The organism is Lentzea sp. NPDC003310, assembly GCF_040610935.1.
In the GTDB taxonomy this organism is placed as follows: domain Bacteria; phylum Actinomycetota; class Actinomycetes; order Mycobacteriales; family Pseudonocardiaceae; genus Lentzea.
In genome coordinates this window covers 481,706-504,379 of sequence record NZ_JBEXNC010000001.1, presented here as the reverse complement: position 1 = coordinate 504,379, position 22,674 = coordinate 481,706, and the positions used below count along the sequence as shown (strand labels likewise).

Below are 22,674 nucleotides of genomic sequence, written 5' to 3'. Positions count from 1 at the left end.
CACAGTTCTAGCATGTCGTCGGAACGATGACAAGAGAAATGTCGTCGAAAGGATGACGAAGTTCGAGCTCGGTCGCGCGCACCAGGTGTGGTTCACCCAGCTCGGTTTCACGGGCGTTCGAGGCGGCGCGCAGCGGGCCCGGTCCGGCACTACCGCTGCTGCACGACTGATGACCGCACCGCGGTGGCGAGCCGACCCGGAGCGGCACCACCGGACGCCAGGGTGTCGCTCATAACGTGCGGACATGGGCGGATGGCATTGGCGTGACCGCTCACAGCCCACCGAGACTGACCGGACCCTGCCACCGTTCCGAGAGGTCTCCCGATGGCTGTGCGGATTCGACGAACGCTCTCGTCGGCCACCCTGCTGCTGTGCGGTCTGTCCCTGTCCTGTCCCCCGCCCGGCCAGGCCGCGGCGGTCGGGGACGACACGATCGGTTCCGACGGCTACGTGCACGTCGCGCCCAACGGTGTCGTGCTCGGCGTCGACCCCTACTACCCAACCGACGGCAACGGCGGGTACGACGTCGGCGACTACACCGTTGGCCTGTCCTACGACCCCGCCGCGCGGTTCCTGACCGCCAAGGCCGTCGTCACGGCCACCACCACGCAGCGCCTCAGCCGGTTCAACCTCGACCTGCGCGGTCTCGTCGTCACCTCGGTGAAGGTCAACGGCACGCCCGCCAGGTTCACCCGCGCCAAGGAGCACGAGTTGGTGATCACGCCCTCCGCGGTGCTCGAGGCGGACACCCGGTTCACCGTCGAGGTCGTCTACTGCGGACGGCCGCAACCGGAGCACGTGCCCGGCCGCGGCGCTACCGGGTGGCGCACGACGTGGTCCGGTGGCGTGATCGCGGCCGGGGCACCGCACTCGGCGTCGACGTGGTTCCCGGTCAACGACACCTCGGTGGACAAGGCAACGTTCCACCTCGACGCCACCGTCCCTGCGGGGTGGAGCGTGGTGTCCACCGGAGTGCGCACGTCCGTCCACAACGGAACGCACAGCTGGTCGGAGGATGTCCCGGTCGCGCCGTCGACCACGATGGTCGCCATCGACCGGTTCACCGTGCGCGAGTCCACCCTCGCGGACGGGACCGCCGTGCTCGACGCCTTCGGGCCCGCCACAAGCACCTCGCTGGCGAAGAGCCTGCCCGCAGCGCTGGAGTTCCTGACCGGTCGGCTGGGTCCCTTCCCCTTCCCCGCCACGGGTGGCGTGTACCTGGCGGACCGGCTGGCTCCCTCACCACCCTCCCAGGGGCGTCCGGTGCACGGCGGCGGCGCGGACCAGGCGGCGCTGGTGCAGGCCCTGGCCTCGCAGTGGTGGGGCAACCAGCTCTCCGTCAAGATGTGGAAGGACCAGGCGATGGTCGAGTCTTTCGCGCGCTACCTGGTGTGGTTGTGGGAGGAGGGGCGCGGCGGGCCCGCCGTCGAGCAGCGCTACCAGGACTCGCTGCGCCGGGTGGGCGCGGACGCCGCGTTCTGGGGCCGCAAGCTCGCCGATCCCGGCGTGGGCAGGGAGTTCTCGGTCGCCGACAAGGGCGTGCTGATGGTGCACGCGCTGCGCAAGCACATCGGTGACGGGCCGTTCTTCACGGTGTTGCGGGACTACCCGGAGATCGCCGTTCAGCTCAACCAGGGCTGGTACGACTGGGAGCTCTACACGGCAGCGGTGGCGGACAAGGACCTCAGCGAGTTCCACGAGGCCTGGGTTCACGGAACGACCCTGCCACCGGCGGAGCTCCGCTGACGGTTCCGGCGGCGGGGGGGGGCGCGCGGGCCGGGGGGGGCGCCCCTCGGGGCGGGGGGGGCGGGGCGCCCCCGGTTCCGGGTCCCAACACCGCTTCGTCAGGCCAGGTAACGGGAGTAGACGGGAGACGCCTCGCACTCGAGCCGGTAGGCCAGCGCGACGTCCGCCAGGACGTCAGGTGCGACAGCCGCGAAATCGCTCTCCTTGTGCCACACCAGCAGGAACCTGCGCGACAGGGCGTTGTCCGCGAGCAGTCTCGCCGCGACCTGGAGATGGCCCTCGCACGCCGCCTGGGACAGCGCGACAGCGCCGTTGCGCACCGCGGCCACCGTCATGCCGAACGACTCCGCGAGGTACCTCACACGAGGGGTGAAACCCTTGCTGCCGCAGGACCTGTGGAAGTACTCGTGGAAGCGTGACGAGTCCGGCGGGGGCAGCACCCAGTCCTCGTCCTGCAGCTGTTCCAGGCCGATCACCTTGTGCCGGGCCAGCGGGTGGTCCTCGCGCAGCAGCACCAGTGTCCGGTCGTGCGCCACCACCGCGCAGTCCACCGACGCGGGGACGACCGCCTCGAAACCCGGGTAGTCCTTCACCACGCCCACTTCCAGCCGCCGCTGCGCCACCATCTCGACGACCAGGTCCCGGCATTCGCTGTCGAACAGCAGCGGGGCCGGGCCGCTCGGGCGGTGGCCGTCGACGATCGCGGGCAGGTGGCAGAGGAACGGCGAGCACACGCCGCCGACCCGGACGAGTTCGGAGGGGCTGGTGCGGACCTCGATGTCCCGCACCAGCCCCTCCATCATCGGCAGCACCGCGCTGATCCGGTCGAGCAGGAGTTCGGCGGTGGGCGTCGGCACGACCGACGTGCCGGAGGAGCCACGCTCGAACAGCCGCTGCCCCAACGCGTTCTCGAGACGTTTGAGACTGCCGCTGACCGCGGGCTGGCTGATCCCGAGCCGCACCGCCGCCTCGGACAGGCTGCCGGTCTCCCCGATCGCCCGCACGAGTCGCAGGTGGTGCACGTCGAGTTCCATGCCGTCGCTTCCCGTCAGCGGTGGGTGTCGGCCTTGGATCGCGGCACCGGACGCACGATCCCGGCCGTCCTGCCGATCGCAGCGTACAGCGCGAACGCGACCACGACGGAGTTGATCGTCGGGATGCCGACCGGTACGAACAGGCCGACGGCGGTGCCCGCGGCCCAGCACAGCAGCGCGACGGGGATCCAGTCCGGCGGATCGGCCGGCAGCTCGCCCCTCGCACGCGACTCGTCGAGCTGCGCGCGCCAGGTGCGCACCACGAAGTACTCGGCGATCACGATGCCCGCGACCGGGGGCGTGATCACCCCGATCCACGTCAGGAACACCGTGAAGTGGTCGACGATGCCCAGCGCGGACACCAGGGTGCCCAGGGCTCCCAGCCACCACGTGGCGGCCGACCGGCTGATCTTCCTGCGCAGCAGCACGTCAACCGTGTTCACCAGGGCCAGCGAGGCCGAGTAGAGGTTCCAGTCGTTGATCTTCAGAATCGCCGCGACCATGATCAGCGTGCCGACGACGCCGGAGCTGGACATGATCATGTCGACGACGTCCGCGCTGCGCGACGCGTGGGCGAGCAGCACGCCGGTCAGGCCGATCAGGTACTCGCCGAGGGTGACGCTGATCAGCGTCTGCTTCACGACGTCGGACGGACGCCGGTTGAACCTGGTCATGTCGGGGGTCATGACCGCGCCCATGATGAACGCGCCCGCGACCAGCGTCGTGCCCTGCGCGATGCTCAGCACCGGGCCGGGCGGCGGCATGCCGACCAGCTCGCCGAGGTCGTGCTCGCGCAGCTCCGTGACGATCGTCCAGCCCGTCAGCACCAGGAACGCGGGCACCGTGAGGTAGGCGGTCCACGCCATGGTGTGGAAGCCCGCCACGACGATCGCGGTCACCGCGAGACCGCCGAGCGCGGCCCACGCCCAGACCGGTGGACCGCCCACGAGCCGGTGCAGGCCTTGGGCGAACACCTCGTTCTGCACGCCGAACCAACCGGCGAGGCTGAGCGTCACGAGCAGGCCCACCAGCGCGGACCCGCGCGCGCCGAAGCCGGCCCAGCGGGCCAGCACCGACGTGGACACGTTCTCCCGCACCCCCGCGATCCCCATCAGGATGGTGACGACCTCGAGCATCACCGACCCGAGGGTGATCGCGAGCACCGCGTCCCAGAACGTCATGCCGAACCCGAGGGTGGCGCCGAGCAGGAACTGGTGGAACGCGGAGACCTGCCCGAACCGCTGCACGGCGACGGAGACCCACGACCGGCGCGCCTCGTCGGGCAGGCGACGCAGCGAGTAGTCGTCGTGTGCCGCCGTCACGCCGCCTCCTCGGCGGGCGACAGCACCACGAACCCCTGTGCGGGGCTCGGCTTCCAGGACAGTTCCCTGGCGTAGAACCGTTCCAGGAACGCGACGCGCTGGTGGTAGGCGAACACCGAGCTGTCGACCCGCGCGATCGCCGGGGTGTCGACGAACATCGGCAGTTCCGCCAGGAAGTAGCGGACGGCGCAGCGCAGCTGGTCGTCGGTCGGCGACTGCCCCTCCGGCAGCCTGCGGTCGAGCACCCAGCGAGTGGCCTCCAGGCACTCCGCGGCGAACGCGTCGTCGGTCAGGAACCAGGCCCCCGCGTCGCGCAGCAACTCCCGGTACACGTCATTGCGGGCGAGGTGGGCCCCGTCGAGCAGGTGCTCCTCGGGGTCGCGCACGCCCACCTCGCGCAACGCGCGGCAGATCTTGTTCACGACGTACTGGCCCTGCCGCGCGGCCTTGTGCTGCGCGCGGCCGGGCTCGTAGCCGAGAGCCTCGAGCGTGTGCACGGCCGCGTGGTCGGGCACGAAGAAATGGAACCGCTCGAATTCGCGAATGGCCCACCGGGCGAGTGCGGTGATGCGGTCAACCGAGAAGTAACTGTTGAACGGGCTCACGCCGATGCACACGTGGTGTCCGCTTCGCAACGGAACAGCGCAGTGCTCGGTCAGCGGAGTTGTCAGCAACACCGTCGACTCCGAAGGTGAATTCGCAGGGGCAGGGAAATGCGGATTCGCCCACTATCGGCAGGCGCTGGGCCGGTGGGTACTGCCGGAAGGTCATGCCATCCGCTGATGCGTCCACCATCGCAACGCCGTGCTCCGTTCGGCCCCGAAGTGGTGACACGGCGCGCACGTCCGTGCCTAATGAGTGACATGGAGCTCCAGGTTCGGCACTTGCGGGTGTTGGTCGCGATCGCGCGGGCGGGCAGCCTCAACCGTGCCGCGGGCGAGCTGCGGCTTGCCCAGCCCGCGCTCAGCCACCAGTTGCGCCGGATCGAGCAGCTGGTGGGCGACCCGCTGTTCGACCGCGGGCCACACGGCGTGCGCCCCACCCGGATCGGGGAGCTCGTGCTCGCCCGCGCCAAGGCGATCATCCCGGCGTTCGACGAGCTGGACCGGGACTTCCGCCGTCAGCAGCCGTCGGAGGGCGAGCTGCGGATCGGGTGGAACGACAGCGGACTCGTGCCCGGTCTGTTCGGCTGTGTCCGCCGGCTGCTGCCGGAACGGGAGTTCACCAGTCGCGCGGACCTGTCGCACAGCAGGCTGGTCACGCAGGTGGCGAACGGGTGCGTGGACCTCGCGCTGGCGATGATCTGCGGCCCGCGCACGCTGGCGGTGCCGGACGGGGTGCGCGCCGAGCGGGTGGTCGCCGAGCCGTCGTTCGTCGCCCTGCCGTCGTCGCACCGCCTGGCCTCCTCCCCCGTCATCGACCTGGTCGAGCTGGCGCGGGAGCCGTGGATCGTGTCCAGCTGCGGCGACGGGTGCCGGGTCGTGTTCCGGGAGATGTGCCTGGCGCACGGCTTCACACCGCGCATCGCGCACGACGTCGACGAGGTGCGGCACCGCCTGGTGTCCGGCGAGCACGGCGTGTGCCTGGTGCAGCCGACCACGCAGGAACCACCGGGCATGGTGATCAGGCCGCTGGCCGGCGACCCCATGACCGTGCAGCACGTCCTGCTCTGGCGGGCCGACCACCCGCTCGACGACCGGTTCGCCGACGTGCACCGCGCCGCCGTGAGCGCCTACGAACAACTGGCGGCGCAGAACGAGCGCTATCGGGAGTGGCTGGATAACGGCACGGCATAGACCGCTGGCAGTGGGCGCGAATCCCCCACCGGACCACACTCGGATCGGCGCGAAAAAACGCGCGAACCGTGCCGAAAGGGATTCATCGATGTTGCCCCTGATCTCCCGAGAGGAACTCCGGAAAGAAATCGACGCGGGCACCGTGGTCGTGGTCGACACCATGCCGGCGGCGTACTACGAGATGGAACACCTGCCCGGCGCGGTGAACATCCCCGGTTTCCCCTACGAACAGGCGGCGGAGTTCACCGACCGGCTCGCACCCGACGTCCTGCCGGAGAAGACCGCCCCCATCGTCGTCTACTGCGCCAACGTGCCCTGTCGCAACAGCGAGCTCGTGGGGTCCCGGCTGGTTCAACTGGGGTACGAGAACGTGCGCAAGTACCGCGAGGGCATCGAGGACTGGGCCGGTGCGGGCCTCGTCACCACGACCTCCGGCTGAGCGCCCGCGAGTACCCGAAATCCCCCTGCACAGCGAGGAGTTTCTGATGTCCCTGCTCAAGTACGGGCTGCGCGCGGTCGCCGTCGTCGTGGCCCTCGTGGCCGCGGTGCTGGCGCCCGCCACCGCCCAGGCCGCGCCGTCGGCCGCCTCGACCATCCAGATGAGCGCGGAGAACGTCGTCCAGGTGACGTCCGCGAACTACGCCCAGGTGATGGAGGTGTCCAAGGCCAAGCTCGTCGTCCTGGACTTCGGCGCCACCTGGTGCCCGCCCTGCCGTCAGCTCAAGCCGGTGATCGAGCGGCTGGCCGCGCAGTACAACGGCCGGTTCCTGCTCGGCGAGGTCGACGTCGACGTCAGCCGCGACCTCTCGTCGCGGTACCGGATCCAGTACCTGCCCACCCTGGTGCCGGTCCGCAACGCCGCGGAACTGCCGGGCTCGCGCATGATCGGCTTCCGGGGTGAGGCCTCCCTGCGGGCGTGGATCGACACCCAGCTCGCCAAGGGCTGATCCTTCCGCCCCGGCACGGGCCCTGCGAACCGTGCCGGGGCGGCTCCCGCACGAGAGGAACATCCTTGTCCCCCAACACGATGCCGTGGCGGGCCTTGCTCGCGCTGACCCTGGTGGTGCTGCTCGGCTGCCTCGCCGAGGTGCTGCCCGCGGGGCTCCTGCTGGGCCTGTCCGAGGACCTGCGGGTGACACCGTCCGCCGCCGGGCAGCTGGTCACCGTGTACGCGATCACCACCGCCATCACCGCGATCCCCCTGACCGCGCTGACCTCCCGGTTGCCGCGCAAGCACGTTCTGGTGGCGCTGGTGCTGACGTTCGCCGTGACGAACCTGGTGATCGCGGCGTCCCCGAGCTACGGCGTCATCCTGGGCGCGCGAGTGGTGTCGGGCGCGGCCACCGGCGTGATGTGGTCGCTGGTCGCGGTGTACGCGATGCGGCTGGCACCACCGGGACGGTCAGGACGCGCGCTCGCGATCGCGATGGCGGGCACACCCATCGGGTTCGCGCTGGGGGTCCCCGCCGGCACGGCGCTCGGCGAACTGGTCGGCTGGCGCTGGTCGTTCGCCGCGATGGCGGCGATCGCCGTGCCGTTGCTGGTCTGGGTCGTGCTCGCGGTGCCGGCGATCGCGAGCGAGCCCGCCCGGACGACGCGGGCCTCCCTGCCGTTGCTGCGGCTGACCCTGGTGATGGTGTTCGCGTACTCGCTCGGGCACAACGTGCTCTACACCTACATCGGACCCGTGCTGACGCGGTTGGCGCAGGACAGCTTGCTGAGCACGGCGCTGCTGGTGTTCGGGTGCGGTGCCGTGTGCGGGACCTTCCTGGTCGGGTCCACAGTGGACCGAAATCCCCGCGCGGTGCTGGGCTTCTGCCCGGTGCTGACAGCGGCGGGAATGGTCCTGCTGGCCGTGTCGGACGACGTCGCCACGACCCTGGCCGCGTGCGCCCTGTGGGGTGTGGCGTTCGGCGGCGCGCCGACGGCGTTCCAGTCGGTCACTGCCCTGATCGCAGGACGGGACGCGGATCGGGCCCAATCGCTCACCATCGCGGCCTGGAACGGCGCGGTGGCGGGGGGTGCCGTGGTGGGTGGAGTGGTGCTCGACACCGCGGCACCCGCACTCACCTGCGTGGCGGCGGCACTGATGGGTGTGGCGTTCTGGGCCGCCGTGCGACAGCCCGCCGTGCGAGGAGCGACCCGGCCAGCAGGCTCACCACGGTCCTGACGGTCAGCTGATCGTGGCGAGCAGGTCGCGGCACGCGGCTTCACACGCGCGGCAGGCTTCGGCGCAGATGCGGCAGTGCTCGTGCATGTTCGCGTGCGCCTCGCACTCGTCACCGCAGGCCTTGCACGCCACAGCACACGCCTGCAGCAACGCCCGGCTGACGTTGGCGTCGTAGCCGGTGTGCCGCGACAGCACGCGCGCTGTGGCACCGCAGATGTCCGCGCAGTCCAGATCGGTGCGGATGCACTTCGTCAGCTCCGCCACCGAGCTCTCGCTCAGGCAGGCATCCGCGCACGCGGTGCACGCTTCCGCGCACGCGGTCAGCGCGTCGATCGTCGCCGCCAGCTTGCCCCGGTCGAGGTTGATCTCCGCGGGGTAGCTCTCCAGCATCGTCGTCGTGGTCACGTCAGCTCTCCTCGGTCCGAATCAGGTTCCGTGACGGCTACCCCTTGACGTGGGGCCGAACCGTGAACGCTCACTCGAACCGGGCGGAGTCGCCCACCTGCCTGTCCATGTCCAGGTTCGGGCGTGCCCGCTTCGTGAGAGCGAGGCTCGCGCAGGTCAGCACCACCACGACCGCGCCGACCACGACGTCGTTGACGACGACCGCCCTGCTGCCGTAGTCGAGCACGAGCGGAGCGACGACCAGCCACGTGCCCAGCACGACGTTGACCACCCACCCGGTCCTGGCCACCGCTCGTGGCGAGATCGCCCGCGTCAACGCCACCAGCACGATCGCGAACCCGATCGTCAGGTCGACCCAGCGCGTGTCCAGGCCCGCCACAGTCCCGCCGTGGTCCAGCACGACCGCGGAGACCATCAGCCAGATCCCCGCCAGGACGTTCAGGCCGCTGGGCACGCTGGCCAGCGCCTGGTGGCGGCTGGCAGGCGGGCTTTGACCTCGTGCGTTCATCTCGCTCCCTCGGACGGCGACCGCTCGTCCGGGTCGCACCACCGGCCGGGTACCCGCGACTCACAAGATCACGTCCACAGCCGCGCGTTGATCCTGAGGTACGGTCGGGCTGTTGCCGTGCCCAACCGGTGTGGTGTGCCGGGCAGCCTGGTCGGCGACACCCGGTCAGATCGGGAGTGTGAAGGTCTCCCCTCGTGCCACCACCCGGACGTCGCGTCCGATCTCGCGTCGCGAGAGCTCCTCGGTGAAGTCGGACAGCGGTGACTTCATGACGCCGTACTCCTCGTAGTGCACCGGCACGGTGGTGCGCGGGGCGAGCAACTCCACCAAATCCGTGCCCTGCCGGCCGTCCATCGTCAGCAGCACACCGAGCACCTTCGTGCCACCGAGGTGCACGACAGCGAGGTCGATGCCGTCGAAGCGGTCGCGGATCTGCCGCAGCTGCGGGTGCACCAGGGTGTCGCCGCTCAGGTAGACGCGGAACGGCAGCACGCCCGCCGCCTCCCGGTACTCCAGCATGGTGCCCATCACGGGAGGCAGCAGGTGGCCCAGCGGCCCGAGCGCGTGCCTGCCCGGCAGCGAGGTGATGGTCAGCTTCACCGACCCTTTCGACAACGCGCCGGTCTCCCACGTGCGCAACGGCGCGGCTTCGCGAAAACCGCGCCGCGACAGCCTCTTCGCCGCGTGCGGCGTGGTGAACACGGGCAGATCCCGCTGGAGCTCCCTGCTCACCACCCGGTCGAAGTGGTCGCCGTGCAGGTGCGACAACACCACGCCGTCCAGTTCCGGCAGGTCGGCGATTCCGATCGCCGGTTCGGTGAGGCGGCGCGACACCACACCCTGGCCGATGTGCGTCCACTGTCCCCTGTGGAGGAAGTTGGGATCGGTCAGCAGTGTGAACGGCCCCAGGCGGAGCACTGTGGTGGCGTTGCCCACGAAGTACAGCGAGCCGGTCATGTCATTTCTCCGAGAAGGGTCGAGGTCGCTCAGCGGCCAGGTGCGCCGCTGGATGACTGCCGGGCTCGCCGGACGCGGTGTTCGGCCTCTCGCACGAAGGCCGTGGATACCCGTGCCGAAGCGGAACAACCGGAACCGAACCGACTTCGGCGTCATCGGTTCGACCCGGTTCGTCCGGGTATGACCCCGCTACCGACACTCCGAAGGAGGTACGAGATGGCCACGGGTGAGACCGGCTTCGACGACGTCACCTACGACCTGATCTCCGTGCAGTACCACGCTCTGAAGGCGGGTCACGACTACGGCCAGTACGTCCGCGACGCCGACAACGCCGGCCGTCAGGACATCGCCGACTTCTTCCGCGGCGTCATGGAGGAGGACTCGGCGCGGGCACGGCAGTGCCACCAGTTCATCAAGGAGCTGTCAGGTTCGGATCAGTCCGGGCCCGCAGTCAGCTGACCCCTTCGCCCACGTCGTGCCGCGGCGGTCTTGATGCCGACAACGGCGATGGCGGCCGCGGCACGACTGGAGCTCGTTCCGTCCTCAGCGCACCAAACGTGACCCTGGTCCATGTTTGCCCGCGCTGGTCCGGGCTAACTCCTCTCCACCTGGACGGAAGGGCCAGAAATGACGATCAGTGCTGTCGGACAGCTGCGGTCGCTAGCGCGCGAGCACGTCGCCGTGGCGGCCTTGACGATCCCCCGCCTCCTGCGCCACCGGGTGTGGCGCGACGCCAACGTCCAGGAAGGTGCGGGGCTCGGGGTGGTGCTGGTGCCCGGTTTCGGCGCGAGCGACGTCAGCCTCAGCTTCGCCACCACCTGGCTGCGCGACCGCGGTTACGAGCCGATCGGTGCGGGCGTCGGGTTCAACCTCGGATGCACGTCGGAGCTGGTGGACCGCGTCGAACAGCGGCTGGAGGAGCACGTCGAGGCCACCGGCGGACCCGTCGTGCTGCTGGGCCAGAGCCGGGGCGGCGGACTCGCCCGCCTCGCCGCGGCGCGCCGTCCCGACCTCGTGCGCGGCCTGGTGATGCTGGGCAGCCCGGTGCTCGACCCGCTGGGCGCCCACCCGCACGTGCTGCTCGCCGCCAAGGCCTTGACGCGGCTGTCCGCGATCGGCGTGCCCGGCCTGATGGACGGAGACTGCCTGTCAGGCACCTGCTTCGAGGACAACGTCGCCGCGGCCACCGCACCCCTGGAGGTGCCCGCGCTGTCGGTGTACTCCAAGTCCGACGGCATCGTGCCGTGGCGGTTGAGCCTCGACCCGTACGCCGAGTGCGTCGAGGTGCACAGCACGCACACCGGAATGGGGCTCGACCCCGACGTGTACCTCGCCCTGCGGCCGCGACTGGCCGAGTGGGCCGCCGAACGGTTCGACCTGCGCGATGCCGGCTGACGACCAGCTCGTCCGGACGGCCCGGGAGGTGTTCGGCTGGACCGAACTGCTCCCGGAGCAACTGCTCGGCATGCGGCACCTCCTGGACGGCCGTGACGCGCTGGTCGTCATGCCGACCGGCGCCGGCAAGTCCGCCATCTACCAGGTCCCGGCGATTCTGCTCGACGGTCCGACCGTGATCGTGTCCCCGTTGATCGCTTTGCAACGGGATCAGGTCGGCTCGCTGCGGTCGACCGCGGCGCCGGTGGCGGCCGCCGTCAACTCCGGGCGGTCTGCCGAGCGCAACGCGGAGACCTGGCGGAGGTTCGCCGCGGGCGATGTCGAGTACCTGTTCCTGTCCCCCGAACAACTCGCGAACACCGAGACGGTCGAACGGCTGCGTCAGGCGAAGCCCTCCTTGTTCGTCGTGGACGAGGCCCACTGCGTGTCCGCGTGGGGGCACGACTTCCGGCCCGACTACCTCCGCCTGCGGCACGTGATCGAGCGGCTGGGGCACCCGCCGGTGCTCGCACTGACCGCCACCGCGAGCGGCCCGGTCCGCGCGGACGTCGTCGAACACCTCGGCCTGCGTGACGTGGCGGTCGTCGTCGCCGGGTTCGACCGGCCCAACCTGCACCTGGCGACCCGCTTCTGCACCGACGACGAGGAACGCGGGCGAGCCGTCGTCGACTGGGTGGCGGACCGCACCGGGCCCGGTCTGCTGTACGTGCCCACCCGCGGCGACGCCGAACGGTACGCCGCCGATCTCACCTCACGAGGTCTGGCGGCCGGCGCCTTCCACGCCGGGATGAGGGCGGCGGACCGGAAGCGGGTGCAGGACGGCTTCATGCGGGGAGAGCTCGACGTCATCGCGGCCACCTCCGCGTTCGGCATGGGCATCGACAAGCCGGACGTGCGGTTCGTCGCGCACGCCGCGACACCCGGCTCGCTCGACGCGTACTACCAGGAGGTCGGCCGGGCCGGCCGCGACGGGGAACCAGCCGAGGTGGTTCTGTTCCACCGGCCGGAAGACCGGGCGCTGCAACGGTTCCTGACCGCCAGGACTCTCGACCGCGACTGTGCGCGCCAGGTCGCCGCGGCCGTCCGCCGGCGACGGTCCGGCATCACGATCACCGACCTCGCGCGCGCCGGCTCGACCGCTCCCGCAGGAAGGTCACCAGCGTGGTGAACCTGTTGGAGGCTGCGGAAGTCGTGCTGACCACCCACGACCGGGTGCGGTACGTGCAAGGTGCTCCCCCACCGGCGAAAGCCGTCGCGGCCGTCGCAGGGATCGTGGAGAGGCAGGAGAAGCGGGACCGCTCCCGGGTCGAGGTCGTGCAGCGCTACGCCGAGACGCGCGACTGCCGCAGGCGGTTCCTGCTGGGCTACTTCGGCCAGGAGCTCGACCAGCCGTGCGGCCACTGCGACAACTGCGACGAGGGCAGGTCCGGCGACCGCTCCGAGGTCAGCGAATACCCACCGGACTCCGTCGTGCGACATGAACGGTGGGGCCGGGGCACGGTCGTGCAGCACGAGGCCGACCGGTTGATGGTGTTGTTCGACGAGGTGGGCTACAAGACGCTCTCACTCGACGCTGTGCGCGACACCGGGGTGCTCGCGCCGGCGTGAGAGCGGTTGATCTCATCGATGCCTGCGGATCGGCACGCCCGGCAGTGCCCGCGAGATCGGTCCCCGCGCCCCGGCCACTGGGAAGGCCAGGAGCGGTCTCATCCCAGCACCGACCGGGTGAAGGGGCAAGCATCGGGCCGTCCCGGACGGTCAGGCGCGCTCGACGGCATCGGCCTGCGGACCGCGGTCGCTCTGCCGGATGCGGAACCGCACCCGGTCGCCGGCCTCCAGGGGCGCGCTGCCGGAGACCACCGAGACGTGCACGAAGAGGTCGGGCCCGCCCGCGTCGGGAGTGATGAAGCCGAAGCCGCGGTCCGCGTCGTAGCGAGCCACCGTGCCGTCGCCGGCACGGGCTGCCGCAGGGGCCCGGCCGGGGGGCGCGGCGCTGTCCACCGGCTCGCCGGTGGACACGAAGCGCACGTCGCGCGCCTGACGACCCTGGTCCACGGTGACCGTGGTGAACGAGACCCGGTCGCCCTCGGCCGGCAGGTACACCTCGTCGACCAGGGCGCGCACGTGCAGGAAGACGTCGCCCGCTCCGTCGTCGGCGGCCACGAAGCCGAAGGCCTTCTCCTCGTCGAACCACAGGACGGAGCCGTCGGCGCCGTCGCCGGCCGCGGCCACAGGGGCTCGGCGGACGCCGGCGTCGAAGCTCAGTGGCACGACGTGCTGGGCCTGCGGCCCCTTCTCCCCCGCGGCGACGACGAAGGCCACCCGCTGCCCGGACGCGAGGACGCCGCCGGTGACGATGGCGGAGGAGTGCACGAACACCTCCGCGCCCCCGCCGTCCGGCGCGGCGAACCCGTAGCCCTTGGCCGGCTCGTACCAGGAGACGGTGGCGAGAACGCCCAGGGTCGCGCCGGGCGAGGCGTCCCCGGTGACGGCGACGCGCAGTGCCTGCGGGCCGCGCGGTCCCTCACCGGTCTCGAACTCCACCGCCTGGCCCTCCCGCAGAGCCTTGGCCGCGCCCTCGCCCTGCACCTGCGAGACGTGCACGAAGATGTCGTCGCCGCCGTCGTCGGGGGCGAGGAAGCCGAAGCCGCGCTCGAGGTCGTACCAGCGGACGGTTCCCTGCTGCACTGTGCACTCCTGGTCTCACGGGTGTTCGGAGGTCCAGTGTCCCAGGCGCCGCGTGTTTCAGCTGACGGTGGAGCAGGTCACGGCCGGGCGAGCGGGGTCGGGACCGGCGGCGACGAACCCGAACGAGGTGGTCGCCCCGGCGGCGAGCACGGCGTTGTGGCCGGCGTTGGTGACGGTCACCTCGGTCGCGTTCTGGGTCAGGGTGCCGTTCCACAGGTTGCCGATGGTGTGGCCGGCGGCCGGCTGCCACGTGATGGTCCAGCCGGTCAGGCCGCGTCCGCTGGTGTTGCCCACGGTCACCTCGACCTGGTAGCCGCCCGGCCACGAGTTGGTCACCTCGTAGCGGGCGTCGCAGGCGGTCGTGGCCGTGGTCGTCACGGTGGTGGGGTCGGTCTGGGCGCTGCTGCTGGGCCGGTCGCCCTGCGCGACCAAGCCGATCACCACGCCCACGGCGACCAGGACGGCCGCACCGGCGGCCATCGCGATCACTCGGCGTGGCGGGTGGCGGCGGACGGGCAGCATCCGCGTCCCGCTCTTCGGGGGCGCGGCGGGCAGCGGCAGTCCCTCCGCGACCGCCGCGAGCAGCTTGTGGGCCTCGGCCATCGTCGGGCGTTGGGCCGCGTCACGGCGCAGGAGGCGCACGAGCACCTCGGCGAGTGGGCCACCCGATCGTGGCGGCTCGAACTCTCCCCGGACCGCGCGTTGCAGGAGCGCGTAGGGGTTGTCGTCCACGCCGAACGGCGGCGTGCCCTCGAGCGCCGCGTAGAGGGTCGCGCCGAGGGAGAACACGTCCGAGGCGAACGTCGCCGCCTCGCCCGCCGCCACCTCGGGCGCCAGGAAGGCCGGCGTGCCGACGATCAGGCGGGCGTCGGTCACCGTGCCCTCGCCGACCGCGCGGGCGATGCCGAAGTCGGTGATCTTCGCGATGCCGTCCTCGGCCAGCAGGACGTTGAACGTCGAGACGTCGCGGTGCACGATGCCCTCCGCGTGCGCCGCCGCCAGCGCGGCGGCGACCTGCCTGCCCACGGCCGCGACCACGCCTGGCGGGAGCGCGCCCCGTTCGGCGATCAGCGCCGCGAGGCTGCGGGAGGGCAGGTACTCCAGCACCAGGCAGGGCTTGTCGTCGTGCTCGACGACCTCGTACACGCTGATCGCGTGTGGGTGCCGCAGCCGTCCGGCCACCCGGCCCTCGCGCAGCATCTGCGCCACCGCGTCCGGGGAGCGCCGGTCGGTGGTGAGCAGCTTGACCGCGACGACGCGGTCGAGCTGCTCGTCGCGGGCCTGCCAGACCACCCCCATGGACCCTTGCCCGATCGACGACACCAGCCGGTACCGCCCGGCGACGACCTCACCCTCTTCTGGCACATGCCGACGCTACTTGGCCGAGCAGACCATCGGCCACCTTCGCGGAGTTCGTCCTGTGACCTCACTGTGCGGCACCTAATGTGTCTTTCGTGGAGATCGTCGTGGTCGGGGCAGGGATAGCGGGTCTTTCGTGCGCACGTGCGCTGGCAGAAGGCGGCGCACGGGTGCGGGTTCTGGACCGTGGCCGCGTCGTGGGCGGCCGGTTGGCCAGCCGGCGGGTCGACGGCCGGTACGCGGACATCGGCGCGGCCTACCTGGTCGCCGACGACCCCGCGTTCGTCGCGCAGACCGAGTCCTGGCACGCGCGGGGCCTCGCCCGTCCCTGGACCGACACCTTGCGGGTCTACCCCGAGGGCACGGACACGCGCGGTCCCGTCCGCTGGGCCGCTCCCGGCGGACTGCGCAGCCTCGCCGCCGACCTCGCCGACGGACTCGACGTCCGCCTCTCCACTCCGGTCGCCTCCGTCGAGTCCGTCGCGCGGGGTGCGGACGCGGTGGTGCTGGCCATGCCCGGACCCCAGGCCCTGAAGCTGTCCCCGCCGCCGGCGATCGCCTCCGCCGCGGCCGCGCAGAGCTGGCGGCCGGTCATCGCCGCCGTCCTCACGTATCCGGCCCGCTCGTGGAACGGCCTCCGCGGCGCGTTCGTCAACGACCACCCGGTGCTCGCCACCGTGTTCGACGACGGTGATCGCCGAGGCGACGCCGCGCCGGTCCTCGTCGCCCACTCCACCGCCGAGCTGGCCTCCGAGCACCTCGACGCGCCCGCCGAGGCCGGTCCGGTTCTCGCCGCGGCCGTCGGGGAACTGCTCGGCATCACCGATTCGCCGCGGATCGAGACGCACCGGTGGACCTACGCCCAGCCCGAGAAGACGTCCGAGGCCCCGTACGCGAGCGACGGCCGAGTGTGGCTGTGCGGCGACGCGTTCGGACGCCCACGCGTGCAGACGGCCTGGCTCTCCGGCCGCGCCGTGGCCGACGCCCTGCTCGGCGGGTGAGCTGTCAGTTCAGGACGAACGTCCTGATGCTGCGCGCCGGCAGCTGAGCGTTGAACGTGCCGCCGGAGATCGCGAAGTCGTTGTAGTGGGCGAGGTTCGCGCTCGCGTTCGTCAGCCAGGTCGAGGCCGTCGCGGAACCGGTGTCGCGGAGGGTGAACACGTGGTCCACCGGCGACGTGTTCTTGTTGATCGCCACGATCACGATCCTGGACCCGCTCTTGTACGCCGAGATGTAGACGTTCGACTGCGGGTTCGCGGTCGCGGTGATCCGCGAGAAGCCGGGGCGGACCCACTTCGCGAAGTGGGCCATGTTGGCTCCGCGCTTGCTGATCTGCCCATCCTCGCGCAACGGGCCGTAGGAGCGGCGGATGTACCACCAGACGTAGGTCTGGAACCGGCCGTCCACCAACGCCCGGTGGATGTGCTCGCCCACGTCGAGGGCCTGCGGCCACAGGTCGGCGGAGTCGCTGCTGTTGGGGTGGTAGACCTCCGTCATCCACAGCTCCTTGCCGGCGCCCTTCTGCCGGAAGAGCGGGTACGGGAAGTCCGCGGGCTGGGTGCCGTAGAGGTGTGCGCCGATGATGTCCACGTTCGCCAAAGCGGTGGCGTCGTTCAGGATGGGATCGGAGAGGTTCTTGCGGTACTGGAACGACTCCGGCGCGATGACCCTCGTGTTGACCGCACCCGCGTTCTCGCGCAGGAACCGCACGATCTCGCTGGACGTCCACGCCGTCCACTCCTGCGCGTAGTCCGGCTCGTTCTGCACCGAGATGCCGTACAGGTTCACCCCGTTGCCCGCCATGAAGGCCACGAAGTCGTTGAGGTGCTGCGCATAGGCGCCGTAGGAGGAATAGCGCAGCCTCTTGCCACCGGAGAAGGTCTCGGTCATCGAGGCGGGAGGGTTCCACGGTGAGGCGATCACCTTGGCCCCGAGCTCGACCGCACGCCGTGCGGTGGCCACCTCGCGACTCCAGTTGGCCCGGTCCTCGTGCACGGGGATGCGCAGCACGGTGAAGCCGAGCTGGCCCGCGCCGTTGCCGAAGGCGGTCTCGCGCTGGGCGGCGGTCAGGTCGTTGATCCAGACGGTGTGGTTCATCCCGCCGAACCCGAGGATCGTCTGCTGCACGTTCGACGGTTCGACGACCACCGATGTGGCCGCGGCAGCCGGTGTCGCCGTGGCGAGCACCGGCAGTGCGGCGCCCGCTGCCAGCAGCGTCCGGCGGTGGACGAGCGGCGACTTGTTCTCCGAGTGGTCTCGACGTGCCGTCATGATGTCTCCACGGAGTTGGTCTGGTTCAGGATGTGCAGGTCAGCTTCGGTGCGGCTGCTCTCCCGGTGGCCTCGAACCCGAACGTCGTGCTGCCACCCGCTCCGATCGAGCCGTTCCACCCGGCATCTGTCGCCACGACGCCGGTGGCGTTCTGCCGCAGGGTGGCGTTCCACGAGTTCGTGACCCGCTGGCCGGCCGGCCACGTCCAGCTGACCCGCCACCCGGCCGTCGCCGTGGCGCGGTGGTTGGTGACGGTCACCGTCGCGACGTGCCCGTTGCTCCAGTCTCCGTTGACCTGCAGGCTCGCCGAGCACCCCGCGGGTGGCAGGACCAGGAGCGTGATGGAGTTCGCCGGATACGTCGCCTGCACCCGGCCGTCGACCACCGGGAGGTCGGTGCCGCGCAGGATGGCGCCCAAATCGGCTGGGCCGTACGTGAACCGCTGCGCCACGCCCGTGCCGTCGAACCCGGCCACCGACAGCGGCGAGGTCAGCTCCTCACCGGTCTTGTTGACGACCATGACGGTCAGCGCCTTGTCCGCCGAGCGCTCCGCGGCGTACACCGACAACCGGCCCTGGTCGGCGGAGGCCGCCGACACGCTGACGTCGCCGAACCGGCTGCCCGCGCCGTCGTAGTTGCGGTACATCCGGAACGCGTACGCGCCCGGATCGGTCGGCTTGGGCTCGCCCCACATCGTGGCGAGGTCGAGGCCCTCCCGCCCGAAGACGCCCAGGACGTCGGCCTGCGCCAGCGCACCGTTGATGTCGTCCAGCGCTCCCCAGTTGTACTCGGTGATCGCGGTCTTGGTGCCGGGGTTGTACTGGTCGATCCACGACTTCATCGTGCGGATGAACTGCAGCGGCGGCGCGTTGACCCCGCCGGGTCCGATCCACGACTCCTCGACGTACGTCGGGTCCCACAGCGACCGGATCGACCGCAGCCGCAACGCGTTGGCCTCGGGCGTCTTGTCACCGCTGATCTGCGGGTAGAAGTGCTGGTCGAAGTAGTCCAGGTAGCGCTTGCCCCCGTTGGCGTCGCTGAAGTCCTTCATGTTCTTCAGGTACCACTGGGAGAGGTTGAGCCCGCCGTGCGCGGCCGAGTCGGCACCCGGTCCACAACCGTCCACACCGGACGCGACCCACTCGCAGTAGCCCCAGCCGGACGGGCCGAGCACCGCCGCGCTCGGATCGGCGGCCTTGATCGCCGCGGCGGTCGCGGTGCCCTTGCCGCCGAGCTCGTCGTACGAGACGAGTTCGGGATGCACGTCCCGATGGGTGTGGGCCCACAGCACCGGTTCGTTGTCGAGCTCGTAGATCGGCACGCCGCCCTGCGCCGCCGTGCCGAACCGGTTCACGAGGTGCGACACCATCTCGCCGGCGAACGCCGCGTCCGCCCTCACCGACGTGTCGGTGGGCACGCCGCTGAGGTTCAGCCCGTTCAGCACCCCGTTGCCGCAGTTGGGGTCCCACTCGTCGAACCGGTCCTGTTGGGGGAACCGGGTCGCCGGGAACCCGCAGTGGAACGGGTGGGTGGAGGGCGAGTCCTTGGCCACCCAGCCGATCATGGGCACGGTGACGACCGGCTTGATCCCGCGGCCGAGGTTCGAGCCGACCACGCCTTCGAGGGAACGCGCCTCGTCGGCGACGATGTTCTCGAAGAACCAGTCGCTGCCCGTGTTGTAGGTGCGGTTCTTGAAGTTGTAGCGGCTGGACGCGTTGCCGCCCCAGCGGGCCACCGTCTGGCCGATCTCGGCGTTGAACGCCGGATCGCCACCGTTCAGGCCGTAGATGTCGGGACTGATCGCGTGCCGGGCCGCGGCCACGTCCACCGCCAGTTCGGGACCGGTCGCCGCCGGCGCGCTCCAGGCCGGCTGGCCGGTGAGCGCCGCCCCGACGAGCGACGCCACCGCCCCGTGAGCCACAAGCGTTCGCAATCGCCGATTTCTCGCCACGGCGTCTTCCTTTCGCGCCACCGCCCCGAATTCCCCGCTTGCTGGACGCTGGTGCGAAATCAGGCGCGGGTCAAGTCACCCGCAGGCGCATCGACCACATTCGATTCGAATGGCCGTGGTGGCAACGAAAAACGCGTTCACGTGGATTCGGAAGGCGACGTTCGTCCGGTGTCGTCGAGGTCGTCGAGTTGCCGTTGGACCCGTTGGGCGTCGGTGCTCCGGCCTTGGTCCTGGAACAGCTCCAACGCCTCCCGCCAGTGCGCGCGGGCCTGCTCGTGTCGTCCGAGAGCGGCCTGGGGGTGGCCCGCGCTGTCCAGCGTCTCCGCGATCTCGTAGGTGTTGCCGAGTGTGCGGTTCAGGGTGAGGGCCTGGTGGTAGTGGTCGAGGGCGCGCCGGTGGTCGCCGGTGCGGTGGGCGATGTAGCCGAGGCTGTCCAGGGTGGCCGCCTCCCCCGTGGCGTAGCGGTGGCGCCGGTACAGGTCGAGCGCGGCGTGGCAGTGGTCGCGGGCGGTGTCGAACTCCCCCAGGCGCGCGGCGTACCAGCCCACCGCGTTGAGCGCGTGGGCTTCCCACGTCGGCTGACCGATGGTGCGGTGGAGGTCCAGGGCGAGCCGGGCGTGCCGCAGTGCCCGCCGGTCGTCTCCCCGCCGTCCCCACGCGAGCGCGAGGGTGCGGTGGATGTTCGCCTGCGCGGCGAGGTCGTCGTGGCGCACAGCCAGGTCCAGGGCCACCTGCAGGTGTTCGGTGGCCTGCTCGTGCCGGCCGAGCCGGGAGTAGGCCCGGCCCAGGAGCCGGTGCGTGCGGATGTGGAGCGAAGGGGCGGGCAGGTGCGGGGCGGCCTCCAGCGCGGTTTGCCACGCGGTGAGCCCGTCGCGCAGGTGCCCTCTTCGGATGTGGAAGTTCTCCAGGACCCAGGCGAGGTGCCAGACGGCGTGATGGCGGCCCAGCGTGGCCGCGGTGCGCTGCACGGCCAGGAGGGTCGGGTGCTCGGCCTGCAGCCAGGCGAGCGCGGCCGCCTTGTCGGACAACGGGTGCGGGCGGACGGCGGGCACGGGCGGGTCGGGGTGCAGGAGCTCGCGGTCGGGGTTCAGCAGGCGGTCGGCGGCGTGAGCGGTGTGCAGGTGGAAGTCGACCACCCGCGTCAGCGCCGCCTCCCGGAGGTCGTCGGGCAGGTCTTGGGCCGTGGTGGCGGCGTAGGCGCGGATCAAGTCGTGCATCGCGTACCGGCCAACTGGTTGCCGCTCGACCAGTGACGCTTCCTCCAGCGCCGCAAGTGCTTTGCGCGCGGGGCTCTCGGGCAAACCGGCGAGGGCGGCGGTGGCGGCCGAGGTCGTGTCGGGACCGGGCGCGATCCCGAGCAGGGCGAACACGGTGCGCTGGTGGTCGGTGAGGTGACGCAGGGACCAGGACAGCACGGCGGGCAGGCCGGCGGCGGGATCCGTGTCGTGGTCGAGTGCTTCCAGGCCGAGAGCGCGCAGTTCGGCGGCGATCTCGGTCAGCGCGAGGGCGGGGCGGGTGGCGGCGGTGCGGGCGGTGATCGCCAGGGCCAGCGGGTAGGCACCGCACAGCGCCACCAACTCGTCGACGGCGGCCGGTTCGGTGGCGACGCGGCCGGCGGGCAGGCGCGCGGTCAGCAGGGCGCGGGCCTCGGCGCGGTCCGGGACGCCCAGGGTCAGGTGGCGGGCGCCGTGCCGGTCGATCACCGAGGCCAGCTTGCGGCGGCTGGTCACCAGCACGGTGCACGTCGGTGTGCCGGGCAGCAGCGGGACGACCTGGTCGCTGCCGGCGGCGTTGTCCAGCACGATCAGCATCCGCTTCCGCGCCACCAGGCTGCGGTACAGCGCCGCCTGGGCGTCGAGGTCGGCGGGGATGCGGCCGGGATCGGCGCCGAGGGCGTCGAGGAAGCCGCGCACCGCCACCGCCGGGTCGACCGGGTCGCCGATGGGGTTGAACCCGCGGAGGTCGACGAACAGCTGCCCGTCGGGGAACCGGTGGGCGTGGCGGTGAGCCCAGTGCAGCGCCAGCCAGGTCTTGCCGATGCCGCCCGCCCCGGCCAGGACGGAGATCACCACCGTCGTCGCTTCCTCGGAGGCGACCAGTGCGCGGTGCAGGTGGTCCAACTCCTCGTCACGGCCGACGAACGCCGTCGGCGGAGCCGGCAGCTGACGAGGGCTGTCCGCTGCCGCGTTGTGCCGGCGGTCGGGAGGGACCACCAGGGCGGGGTCGGTGGTGAGGACGCGCTGGTGCAGCTCCTGCAGTGCGGGACCCGGGTCGGTGCCCAGCTCCTCGGTCAGCCGCCGCCGTGTGCGCTGGTAGTGCTCCAGAGCCTCGGCCGGGCGGCCGGATCGGGAGAGCGCGACCATCACCTGCCCGGCAAGGCGTTCGTCCAGCGGGTCGTCCGCTGTCCGCGCGGTCAGGTCCGGCAGCAGCTCGGCGTGCCGGCCACACTCGAGCGCCCAGTCGACCCGGTCGGCCCAGGCGGCGGCCCGCTCCTGGTGCAGGTGCTCCCGTGTCGCCCGCGCCCACGGGGTGTCGAGCTCCGCCAGCGGCTCGCCGCGCCACAACGCCAACGCCTCGTCGGCCAGCGCCAAGGCACTCCGGGGGTCGCCACTGTCACGCGCTTCGGCGAGCAGGCCGCGGAAGCAGTGCAGATCCACGTGCTCGGGCGTGATGTCCACCAGGTAGCCGGTGTCGCGCCAGGTGATCGTCGCCCCCGTCGCGTCCAGCGCACGACGCAGCTGGGACACGTACGTCCGCAGCACCGACCGGGCGCGGGCAGGCGCGCGGCCACCCCAGACCCGGTCGATCAGCCGGTCCGGCGGCACCACCCGGCCGGCCTCGATCGCCAGCACCGCCAGCACGGCCTTCTGCCGCGCGTGCCCGACCACGACGGGTGCGCCCGCGGCACGAACCTCCAGATTGCCCAGTGTCCCGATCACGATCTGCCGTGGGCCGCGCCGCACGCTCTCCGTCACGAAACCCTGTGTACCCAACGCACCCAGGCGGTTCAACGGAGATTGGGCAGCTGCTGAACTCCGGGCTGAAAACGTGGATTCCACACGACCGAGAGGC

General features: G+C 71.2%; 21 protein-coding genes and 3 pseudogenes. 10 read left to right on the top strand and 14 right to left on the bottom strand.

Features of this window, described 5'->3' with window-relative positions:
* Window positions 1–324: 324 nt before the first annotated feature.
* Window positions 325–1,746 carry a peptidase M1 gene (locus ABZX02_RS02385; RefSeq protein ID WP_355294297.1) on the top strand — a complete coding sequence of 474 codons (1,422 nt, stop codon included), beginning with the start codon at window positions 325–327 and terminating at the stop codon, window positions 1,744–1,746.
* A gap of 98 nt (window positions 1,747–1,844) precedes the next feature.
* Here the strand turns inward: ABZX02_RS02385 and ABZX02_RS02380 are convergent, their stop codons facing one another.
* From ABZX02_RS02380 to ABZX02_RS02370, 3 genes are read right to left on the bottom strand one after another with little or no spacing between them, the layout of a single operon-like run.
* Window positions 1,845–2,780 (bottom strand): LysR family transcriptional regulator, encoded by a 936-nt coding sequence (locus tag ABZX02_RS02380; protein ID WP_355294296.1) that lies wholly within the window; start codon window positions 2,778–2,780, stop codon window positions 1,845–1,847.
* A 14-nt stretch (window positions 2,781–2,794) separates the two neighbouring features.
* Entirely contained in the window at window positions 2,795–4,102 is a 1,308-nt protein-coding gene (locus ABZX02_RS02375; RefSeq protein ID WP_355294295.1) for a cytosine permease, read from the bottom strand.
* Entirely contained in the window at window positions 4,099–4,779 is a 681-nt protein-coding gene (locus ABZX02_RS02370; protein WP_355294294.1) for a tRNA-dependent cyclodipeptide synthase, read from the bottom strand. The genes ABZX02_RS02375 and ABZX02_RS02370 overlap by 4 nt, the downstream gene beginning before the upstream one ends.
* 186 nt (window positions 4,780–4,965) lie before the next feature.
* Here ABZX02_RS02370 and ABZX02_RS02365 point away from each other — a divergent pair, with 186 nt between their 5' ends.
* The 4 genes from ABZX02_RS02365 to ABZX02_RS02350 all read left to right on the top strand — a co-directional run bounded on the left by ABZX02_RS02365 (window position 4,966) and on the right by ABZX02_RS02350 (window position 8,068).
* On the top strand, window positions 4,966–5,898 hold the full coding sequence (locus ABZX02_RS02365; RefSeq protein ID WP_355294293.1) for a LysR family transcriptional regulator: 933 nt from the start codon (window positions 4,966–4,968) through the stop codon (window positions 5,896–5,898).
* An 88-nt stretch (window positions 5,899–5,986) separates the two neighbouring features.
* Window positions 5,987–6,337 (top strand): rhodanese-like domain-containing protein, encoded by a 351-nt coding sequence (locus tag ABZX02_RS02360; protein ID WP_355294292.1) that lies wholly within the window; start codon window positions 5,987–5,989, stop codon window positions 6,335–6,337.
* Window positions 6,338–6,383: 46 nt separating this feature from the next.
* Complete coding sequence (locus tag ABZX02_RS02355) at window positions 6,384–6,845, top strand: thioredoxin domain-containing protein (protein WP_355294291.1); 462 nt, start codon at window positions 6,384–6,386, stop codon at window positions 6,843–6,845.
* Between the two features lie 65 nt (window positions 6,846–6,910).
* Window positions 6,911–8,068, top strand: a complete 1,158-nt coding sequence (locus tag ABZX02_RS02350) for an MFS transporter (RefSeq protein WP_355294290.1) — start codon at window positions 6,911–6,913, stop codon at window positions 8,066–8,068.
* Window positions 8,069–8,071: 3 nt separating this feature from the next.
* Here the strand turns inward: ABZX02_RS02350 and ABZX02_RS02345 are convergent, their stop codons facing one another.
* The 3 genes from ABZX02_RS02345 to ABZX02_RS02335 all read right to left on the bottom strand — a co-directional run bounded on the left by ABZX02_RS02345 (window position 8,072) and on the right by ABZX02_RS02335 (window position 9,938).
* A complete protein-coding gene (locus tag ABZX02_RS02345) occupies window positions 8,072–8,458 on the bottom strand; it encodes a four-helix bundle copper-binding protein (protein ID WP_355294361.1) in 387 nt (128 codons plus the stop codon).
* Between the two features lie 85 nt (window positions 8,459–8,543).
* The gene (locus ABZX02_RS02340; protein WP_355294289.1) at window positions 8,544–8,981 is read right to left on the bottom strand and encodes a hypothetical protein; all 438 of its coding nucleotides are present in this window, start codon (window positions 8,979–8,981) and stop codon (window positions 8,544–8,546) included.
* Between the two features lie 165 nt (window positions 8,982–9,146).
* Window positions 9,147–9,938: an MBL fold metallo-hydrolase gene (locus ABZX02_RS02335; RefSeq protein WP_355294288.1), complete on the bottom strand. Its 792-nt coding sequence runs from the start codon at window positions 9,936–9,938 to the stop codon at window positions 9,147–9,149.
* Window positions 9,939–10,154: 216 nt separating this feature from the next.
* Between ABZX02_RS02335 and ABZX02_RS02330 the strand changes: the two genes are divergently transcribed.
* The 4 genes from ABZX02_RS02330 (at window position 10,155) to ABZX02_RS02315 (ending at window position 12,941) form a co-directional block, all read left to right on the top strand.
* A complete protein-coding gene (locus ABZX02_RS02330; protein ID WP_355294287.1) occupies window positions 10,155–10,397 on the top strand; it encodes an acyl carrier protein in 243 nt (80 codons plus the stop codon).
* A 168-nt stretch (window positions 10,398–10,565) separates the two neighbouring features.
* Window positions 10,566–11,333 (top strand): alpha/beta fold hydrolase, encoded by a 768-nt coding sequence (locus tag ABZX02_RS02325; protein WP_355294286.1) that lies wholly within the window; start codon window positions 10,566–10,568, stop codon window positions 11,331–11,333.
* A complete protein-coding gene (locus ABZX02_RS02320) occupies window positions 11,323–12,501 on the top strand; it encodes a RecQ family ATP-dependent DNA helicase (protein ID WP_355294285.1) in 1,179 nt (392 codons plus the stop codon). The genes ABZX02_RS02325 and ABZX02_RS02320 overlap by 11 nt, the downstream gene beginning before the upstream one ends.
* Window positions 12,495–12,941: a RecQ family zinc-binding domain-containing protein gene (locus ABZX02_RS02315; protein WP_355294284.1), complete on the top strand. Its 447-nt coding sequence runs from the start codon at window positions 12,495–12,497 to the stop codon at window positions 12,939–12,941. The genes ABZX02_RS02320 and ABZX02_RS02315 overlap by 7 nt, the downstream gene beginning before the upstream one ends.
* Before the next feature lie 150 nt (window positions 12,942–13,091).
* On the opposite strand, the gene ABZX02_RS02310 is transcribed toward ABZX02_RS02315, so the two are convergent.
* From ABZX02_RS02310 to ABZX02_RS02290, 5 genes and pseudogenes are all read right to left on the bottom strand, one after another.
* The gene (locus tag ABZX02_RS02310) at window positions 13,092–13,274 is read right to left on the bottom strand and encodes a cold shock domain-containing protein (protein ID WP_355294360.1); all 183 of its coding nucleotides are present in this window, start codon (window positions 13,272–13,274) and stop codon (window positions 13,092–13,094) included.
* Between the two features lie 141 nt (window positions 13,275–13,415).
* Window positions 13,416–13,481, bottom strand: a pseudogene (locus ABZX02_RS02305) (hypothetical protein); the annotation flags it as partial.
* 132 nt (window positions 13,482–13,613) lie between these two features.
* A pseudogene (locus ABZX02_RS02300) lies at window positions 13,614–13,793 on the bottom strand (cold shock domain-containing protein); the annotation flags it as partial.
* 42 nt (window positions 13,794–13,835) lie between these two features.
* Window positions 13,836–14,021: pseudogene (locus ABZX02_RS02295) on the bottom strand (cold-shock protein); the annotation flags it as partial.
* 57 nt (window positions 14,022–14,078) lie between these two features.
* Window positions 14,079–15,386 carry a protein kinase gene (locus ABZX02_RS02290; protein ID WP_355294283.1) on the bottom strand — a complete coding sequence of 436 codons (1,308 nt, stop codon included), beginning with the start codon at window positions 15,384–15,386 and terminating at the stop codon, window positions 14,079–14,081.
* 80 nt (window positions 15,387–15,466) lie between these two features.
* Here ABZX02_RS02290 and ABZX02_RS02285 point away from each other — a divergent pair, with 80 nt between their 5' ends.
* Complete coding sequence (locus tag ABZX02_RS02285) at window positions 15,467–16,381, top strand: FAD-dependent oxidoreductase (RefSeq protein ID WP_355294282.1); 915 nt, start codon at window positions 15,467–15,469, stop codon at window positions 16,379–16,381.
* Between the two features lie 4 nt (window positions 16,382–16,385).
* Here ABZX02_RS02285 and ABZX02_RS02280 read toward each other — a convergent pair whose 3' ends face one another.
* The 3 genes from ABZX02_RS02280 to ABZX02_RS02270 form a co-directional block, all read right to left on the bottom strand.
* A complete protein-coding gene (locus ABZX02_RS02280) occupies window positions 16,386–17,651 on the bottom strand; it encodes a glucuronoxylanase (RefSeq protein ID WP_355294281.1) in 1,266 nt (421 codons plus the stop codon).
* Window positions 17,652–17,676: 25 nt separating this feature from the next.
* Entirely contained in the window at window positions 17,677–19,557 is a 1,881-nt protein-coding gene (locus ABZX02_RS02275) for a glycoside hydrolase family 44 protein (protein ID WP_355294280.1), read from the bottom strand.
* Between the two features lie 182 nt (window positions 19,558–19,739).
* Window positions 19,740–22,577, bottom strand: coding sequence for a BTAD domain-containing putative transcriptional regulator (locus ABZX02_RS02270; protein ID WP_355294279.1), 2,838 nt, complete (start codon window positions 22,575–22,577; stop codon window positions 19,740–19,742).
* Window positions 22,578–22,674 lie beyond the last annotated feature (97 nt).